Raw genomic sequence first — 4,885 nt, 5'->3', positions numbered from 1 at the left:
GCGCTCGGCACCCGCCGGGCCCGACGCATCCGCCCCTGTGTCCCGAGCGGGGCGCGGCGCGCGCATCGGCTTCGCGCTCATCGTGATCGCGTGGGCGCTGCACCTCGGCGGCGCCGTGCTGCGCGGCCTCGCCGCCGGCCGCGTGCCGTGGGCCAACATGTACGAGTTCGCGCTCACCGGCGTCGCGGTCATCGTGGGCGTGTTCGTGCTCATGCGGCTCTGGCGCGACCTCAACTTCCTCGGCGTCTTCATCAGCGGGCTCGCGACCGTCTTCCTCGGGCTCGCGACCGTGAACTTCTACGTCACGCCGACCCCGCTCCCGCCGGCCCTGCAGTCGTACTGGCTCGTGATCCACGTGTTCGTCGCGACGCTCGCGACCGGGTTCTTCGCGCTCGGGTCGGGCCTCAGCGTCCTGCAGCTCGTCAAGGAGCGGCGCGACAGCGGGTTCCTCCGGGCGCTGCCCTCGACCGTGCAGCTCGAGGACCTCGCGTACCGGCTGAGCGTCATCGGCTTCATCTTCTGGACCTTCACGCTCATCGCCGGCGCGATCTGGGCGGAGCACGCGTGGGGCCGCTACTGGGGCTGGGACACGAAGGAGGTCTGGACCTTCGTGATCTGGGTCATCTTCGCCGGCTACATCCACGCTCGCGCGACGCGCGGCTGGCGCGGCTCGCGCTCGGCGTGGCTCCAGCTCGTCGGCTTCGCCGCCATCATCTTCAACTACTCGGTCGTGAACCTCTTCTTCAAAGGCCTGCACGCCTACAGCGGCCTCTAGCCCTCCTCCTCAACCGGTTCTGTGGTCGGCCGGCGCGATAATCGCGTCCGCCGACCACAGAACCGGTTGAGATCAGCGGCGCACGGCCCGTCGGTGCATGCCACGGCGCACGAGCCGGAGCACGGCTGCCAGGGAGGCGTCGCGCTCGAAGGTGATCTGCTCGTAGGTGAAGCGGATGACGCGGTAGCCGAGGGCCGTCAGTGCGGCATCGCGCGCGCGGTCGCTGGCCTGCTGCGCGGGGCTCGCGTGCCAGCGCTGGGAGTCGATCTCGACGACGAGGGACGTGCCGATCAGGAAGTCGACGAACTGGCCCGGCAGCAGCTCGGGCTGCTGCACGAAGGCGACGCCGGCGCGGCGGAGCATCGCGGCAAAGACCGACTCGGTGCCGGAGCCGGACAGGGACGATGCGCGCTCGAGCGCTCGGCGGCGACGACGTGGGAGGACGGCGGCGAGGCGCCTGACGTCGTCGAGCTGCACGAGCCCGGCGCCGAGCGCGGAGTCGGCCGCGGCGACCAGCTCGTCAGGAGCGACGCAGCCGGACGCGACGGCGAGGGCCGCGATGGGAGTGTCGAGGCCGAAGACGGGGCGCTGGTCGGGCAGCCGGAGGTGCATGCGGTGCAGCGCGATGCCGGGCGTCGACGCGGCCGCACGGACGCGGTCGCTGTTCGTCTCGCGGTTGACGCGCACGTGCACGTGCTGTGGACCGTGCGGGACCCACATCCCGTGCTTCGCGAAGGAGGTGACGCATGTCGCCACCCCGCCGTGCTGCAGCGCCCACGTGCGCTCGTCCCGCATGCCGACGAGCGCGAGCCACCCGCGCAGCGGCGACCACAGCGCGGAGCCCCGCATGCTGTCGATCTCGTCCTTGCTCGCGCGGTCACGAGCGGCCTGCATCGTGCACAGTCCGCCGGTCGCGCGCATCCACTCGAGCAGCTCCATGCCGCGCACTCTGCGGCACCCGGCCGCACCCCACGGCGAGCGCGCTCGCCCCTGTGGAGATCTCAACCGGTTCTGTGGTCGGCCGGCACGATAATCGCGTCCGCCGACCACAGAACCGGTTGAGGATCAGAGGTGGGGGAGGGCGGCGGCGAGGCGGGCGCGCCAGTGGGCGACGCGCTCGGGGGGCGCCGCGTGGGCGGCGAGGAGGGTTGGGTCGGGGGCGACTCGGGTCACCGGGATGGTGCCGGCGACCGGGATGAGCGGGGCGGCGGCGACGTCCGCCGCGAGCAGCGCGCCGGTGCCGAGCCCGCAGTCGAACGGCAGCTCCGGCAGGGCGCCCGCGAGCGCGGCGCCCATCGAGAGCCCGACCGACGTGTCGAGCGCCGACGAGACCACCGCGGGCAGGCCGGCCTCCGCGACGATCTCGAGCGCCGCCCGCACCCCGCCGAGCGGCTGCGCCTTGACCACGACGACATCGGCGGCCCCGGCGCGCGCGACGAGCAGCGGGTCGGAGGACTTCCGCACCGACTCGTCGGCCGCGATCGGGATGCCGAGCCGGTGCACCCGCGAGCGCAGCTCCGCGAGCTCGGGCACGCTCGCGCACGGCTGCTCGACGTACTCGAGGTCGAAGCGCTCGAGCGCGCGCACCGCGGACTCGGCCTCGTCGACCGACCAGCCGCCGTTCGCGTCGAGCCGGATGCGCGCGTCCGGCAGGAGCGCGCGCACCTCCGCGACGCGCGCGACGTCGTCGGCGAGCACCTGCCCGGCCTCGGCGACCTTCACCTTCACCGTGCGGCAGCCGTCGTAGCGCGCGAGCACGCCCGCGACCGCGCCGGGCGCGACCGCCGGCAGCGTCGCGTTCACCGGCACCCGATCCCGCAGCGGCGCTGGCCGCTCGACGTCGGCGTCCTCGAGCGCCGCGCGCAGCCAGCGCGCCGCCTCCTCGGGCCCGTACTCGAGGAACGGGCTCCACTCGCCCCACCCCGCCGCGCCCGAGATCAGCGCCGCCTCGCGCACCTCGACGCCGCGGAACCGGGTCGTGAGCGGCAGCGAGACGACGTGCATCCGGTCGGCGAGCCGCTCGAGGTCCAGGTCCACGCGCCCATGCTCGCACGCCTGCCATGATCGTCGGGTGGAGCTGCCCTGGGTCATCGAGACGCGCGCCGAGGGCACCCGTCGACGGAGCCCGCTGTGGGGCGTCCTCGCGCTCGTCGCCGCCGTGCTGTGCGGCGCGATGCTGCTCGTGAGCGCGGGCATCGCGTTCGTCGAGCTCGACGGCCTCGTGGTGTGGATGCTGCCCGTGTGGGGCGTCATCACGCTCCTCGGCCTCGCGTTCTCGATCGCCGCGCTCGCGAAGCGCGGGACGGCGAACATCACGATGGCGGCGATCGCGGGCGGCCTGCTCGTCGTGTCGAACCCCGTCGTCTTCCTCATCATCGGCTTCGCGCTCGGTCTGCTGCAGTAGGGCGGGCGGATGCGGTGGCATCCTTGGGTGCCATGGCGACGGCGCCGCAGTTCGAGATGCCCGACGAGGCGGCGCTCGACCCCGGCCCTGCCGCCCCGTCGCGGCGGTCGCTCGTCGCGGTCGCGGTGGTCGCGCTGCTCGTGGGCGTCGGCGGGACGCTCGGCGTGCAGGCGATGCTCGAGCAGCGCGGGCCGCGCTCCGAGCAGGCGGCCCGGGAGGCGGTGCTCGCGTACGTGACGGCGATCGCGAGCGGCGACGACGAGGTCGCCGACGCGGCGCTGCTGCCCTCCGCCGAGCGCGCCGCGGCGCAGCCGAGCTCGATCGCCCCCGAGGGCCGCCTGCGCTCGCCCCGCATCGCCTCGGCCGAGCTGGGCGACGGCACCGCGCGCGTCGAGGTCACCTACGTCGTGGGCGACCGCACGGTGCTGCGGCAGCTCGACGCCGTCTACGCCGACGGCGCCTGGCGCATGCAGCGCACGCTCGGCGAGGAGGTCGCGATCTCGGCGTCGCTCTCGGTGCCCGTGCAGGTCGACGCGATCGGGGTCGTGCCGGCGACCCGCAGCCTCCTGCTCCTGCCCGGCCGCCACACGGTCGCGGCGATCGAGGCCCCGCTCGTCACGATGCCCGGCACCACCGTCGACGTCGACGGCGACCGCCGCTCGAGGGTGGCGATCCAGCTCGAGCCCGAGCTCACCGACGCGGCGCTCGACGCGCTCGCCGAGGCGGGGCGCGAGTTCATCGACGCGTGCACCGCCCAGCGCTCGTGCGCGCTGCCGCCGGGCATCGACACCGCGCAGCTGCCGCGCCCGATCGTCGTCGCGCGATCGGGGCAGGCGGGCGAGGTGGCGGTGCAGGTGCCGATCGCGTCGGGCGAGGTCGGCACGGCGCTCGAGGTGGTCGGCTTCATGGATCCGACGCTGAGCCGCTTCGAGGGCATGCGCTGCGCGCTCGCGGGCGGCGAGCCGCGCGCGTGCGGCTGAGCGCGCGCCCAGGCAACCGGCGTCCCGGCCGGGGGCGGATGCGCCCGCGCGCCTGCGGAGGTCCGCCCCGTCACGCTCGTAGCATCGAGCGATGCTCGAGGACCTGTTGGCAGAAGCGGCGGCCGATCAGCGCGAGGCGCGCCCCCCGCGCGCGGTGCGCGATCCGCGTGCCGCGCGGCTCGGCACCCTGTCGCTCCTGCTGCTCATCGCGGCGCTCGCGCTGCAGGGCATCTCGTTCGCGCAGCAGCTCAGCTACCTCTTCGCCCCCCGCCCGGGCGAGCTGCCGGTGCTCGTCGTCGTGCTCGTCATGGCGATCCTGACCTCGCTGGCCGCCGTGGTCGTCGGCTGCATGGCGGCGATGAAGCCGGATGGGCGGCGCAAGGGCGTGTTCGCGGCGGCGCTCGCGCTCGGCTTCCTCGTGCTCTTCGGCGCGGCGAGCTGGTTCGGCTGGGGCTTCCTCGGCGCCCTCTCCGCCCCCATCTGACGCGCTCGCCGGCGCTCGCGGCGGACCCATCGCCGCGGAGCTCCGCGACGGTTCACAATGGTCGTGTGTCGACGACGATGCCGGAGTTCGAGATGCCGCCGGAGGTGCCGTCTCCGCCGCGACCGGATGACGGGGCACGGGCTTCCACGGTCGGACTCGGTCCGGCGCGAGCGACGGCCGGCGCGGGCGGGCCCGGCGCCGCGCGGACCGACGCCGCCGGCCCTGCCGCGCTCGTGCTCGAC

General features: G+C 74.7%; 6 protein-coding genes. 4 read left to right on the top strand and 2 right to left on the bottom strand.

The window, feature by feature from the left end; all coding sequences use genetic code 11:
* Positions 1 to 775 (top strand): c-type cytochrome biogenesis protein CcsB (gene ccsB, locus NWP09_RS11820; protein ID WP_258275702.1); only part of this gene is annotated, 775 nt, incomplete at its 5' end.
* A gap of 72 nt (positions 776 to 847) precedes the next feature.
* Here the strand turns inward: ccsB and NWP09_RS11815 are convergent.
* A complete protein-coding gene (locus NWP09_RS11815; protein ID WP_258275701.1) occupies positions 848 to 1,714 on the bottom strand; it encodes an endonuclease domain-containing protein in 867 nt (288 codons plus the stop codon).
* A gap of 126 nt (positions 1,715 to 1,840) precedes the next feature.
* Positions 1,841 to 2,812, bottom strand: a complete 972-nt coding sequence (locus NWP09_RS11810) for an o-succinylbenzoate synthase (RefSeq protein WP_309137119.1) — start codon at positions 2,810 to 2,812, stop codon at positions 1,841 to 1,843.
* A gap of 34 nt (positions 2,813 to 2,846) precedes the next feature.
* On the opposite strand from NWP09_RS11810, the gene NWP09_RS11805 reads away from it, so the two are divergent.
* From NWP09_RS11805 to NWP09_RS11795, 3 genes are all read left to right on the top strand, one after another.
* Positions 2,847 to 3,179, top strand: coding sequence for a hypothetical protein (locus NWP09_RS11805; protein ID WP_258275700.1), 333 nt, complete (start codon positions 2,847 to 2,849; stop codon positions 3,177 to 3,179).
* 32 nt (positions 3,180 to 3,211) lie between these two features.
* On the top strand, positions 3,212 to 4,159 hold the full coding sequence (locus NWP09_RS11800) for a hypothetical protein (protein ID WP_258275699.1): 948 nt from the start codon (positions 3,212 to 3,214) through the stop codon (positions 4,157 to 4,159).
* Positions 4,160 to 4,250: 91 nt separating this feature from the next.
* Positions 4,251 to 4,643 carry a hypothetical protein gene (locus tag NWP09_RS11795; protein WP_258275698.1) on the top strand — a complete coding sequence of 131 codons (393 nt, stop codon included), beginning with the start codon at positions 4,251 to 4,253 and terminating at the stop codon, positions 4,641 to 4,643.
* Positions 4,644 to 4,885 lie beyond the last annotated feature (242 nt).

It is taken from the genome of Agrococcus sp. HG114, assembly GCF_024723325.1.
Classification (GTDB): Bacteria; Actinomycetota; Actinomycetes; order Actinomycetales; family Microbacteriaceae; genus Agrococcus.
This window is presented reverse-complemented; position numbering and strand designations above follow the sequence as displayed.

Bases quoted from the DNA above. Each gene is read 5' to 3' on its own strand.
- NWP09_RS11815 (WP_258275701.1), bottom strand. From the start codon at position 1,714: ATGGAGCTGCTCGAGTGGATGCGCGCGACCGGCGGACTGTGCACGATG.
- NWP09_RS11800 (WP_258275699.1), top strand. From the start codon at position 3,212: ATGGCGACGGCGCCGCAGTTCGAGATGCCCGACGAGGCGGCGCTCGAC.
- NWP09_RS11795 (WP_258275698.1), top strand. From the start codon at position 4,251: ATGCTCGAGGACCTGTTGGCAGAAGCGGCGGCCGATCAGCGCGAGGCG.